This is a genomic window from Skermanella stibiiresistens SB22 (assembly GCF_000576635.1).
In the GTDB taxonomy this organism is placed as follows: Bacteria; Pseudomonadota; Alphaproteobacteria; order Azospirillales; family Azospirillaceae; genus Skermanella; species Skermanella stibiiresistens.
In genome coordinates this window covers 1-1370 of the sequence record NZ_AVFL01000099.1, presented here as the reverse complement: position 1 = coordinate 1370, position 1370 = coordinate 1, and the positions used below count along the sequence as shown (strand labels likewise).

The window sequence follows — 1370 nt, the reverse complement described above, 5'->3', positions numbered from 1 at the left end:
TACTCGTGCAGTTTCCCCATGTTCGCCTCGAGCTGGTCGTTCGGGATCATGTCGACGATGTTGCCCTCCTCCATCACGTAGTGGCGGTCGGCGATGGTGGCGGCGAAGCGGAAGTTCTGCTCGACCAGCAGGATGGTGAAGCCGGCCTGTTTCAGCTCGCGCACGACCCGGCCGATCTGCTGGATGATGACGGGCGCCAGACCCTCGGTCGGCTCGTCCAGCAGGATGAAGTCGGCGCCCGTGCGCAGGATGCGGCCGATCGCCAGCATCTGCTGCTCGCCGCCCGACAGCCGCGTTCCCTGGCTCTTGCGGCGCTCCTTGAGGTTCGGGAACAGCCGGTAGATCGCCTCGACGTCCATGCCGCCCGGCTTGATCGTCGGCGGCAGCATCAGGTTCTCCTCCACGTTCAGGCTGGAGAAGATGCCGCGCTCCTCGGGCACGTAGCCGATGCCGAGCCTGGCGATCCTGTTGGACGCCATGCCGACCAACTCGGTCCCGTCCAGCCGGATCGAGCCGGTGCGCTTGCCCACGATGCCCATGATCGAGCGCATCGTCGTGGTCTTGCCGGCGCCGTTGCGGCCCAGCAGCGTCACCACCTCGCCCTTGCGCACCTCCAGCCCGACGCCGTGCAGGATGTGGCTCTCGCCGTAGAAGGCGTGCAGGTCGCTGATCTCCAGCATGGCCGTTCCCGTGGTCCGTCCGTCAGGCATGTCCCGTCCCCATGTAGGCTTCCATGACCTGCGGGTCCTTCGACACCGTCGCGTAGGGACCCTCCGCCAGGATCTCGCCCCGGCGCAGCACCGTGATCGTGTCCGACAGGTCGGAGACGACCGACAGGTTGTGCTCGACCATCAGGATGGTGCGGTTGGCCGAGACCTTGCGGATCAGCGCGGCGGTGTGGTCGATGTCCTCGTGGCCCATGCCGGCCATCGGCTCGTCCAGCAGCATCAGCTCCGGCTCCAGCGCCAGCGTGGTGGCGATCTCCAGCGCGCGCTTGCGGCCATAGGGCAGCTCGACCGCCGTCAGGTCGCGGTAGCCACCCAGGTTGACCGACTCCAGAAGCTCGTCGCACCGGGCGTCCAGGGCCCGCAGCGTCTTCTCCGAGCGCCAGAAGTCGAAGTTGTCGCCGCGCAGCCGCTTCTGCAGCGCGATCCGTACGTTCTCCAGGCAGGTCAGGTGCGGGAAGACGGCGCTGATCTGGAACGAGCGTACGAGGCCGCGCCTCGCGATGTCGGCCGGCTTGACCTTGGTGATGTCGTCGCCGTTGAACAGGATCTGGCCGCCGCTGGGGATCAGGAACTTGGTCAGCAGGTTGAAGACCGTCGTCTTGCCGGCGCCGTTGGGACCGATCAGCGCGTGGATGCTGCCCC

General features: G+C 67.1%; 2 protein-coding genes. Both read right to left on the bottom strand.

Annotation, left to right across the window (positions count from 1 at the left end; all coding sequences use genetic code 11):
- The coding region (locus N825_RS35605) for an ABC transporter ATP-binding protein (RefSeq protein WP_037462373.1) at positions 1–710 on the bottom strand (710 nt) is incomplete at its 3' end.
- Positions 703–1370: ABC transporter ATP-binding protein (locus N825_RS35600; RefSeq protein WP_037462370.1), on the bottom strand; the 668-nt coding region annotated here is incomplete at its 5' end. The genes N825_RS35600 and N825_RS35605, both read right to left, overlap by 8 nt.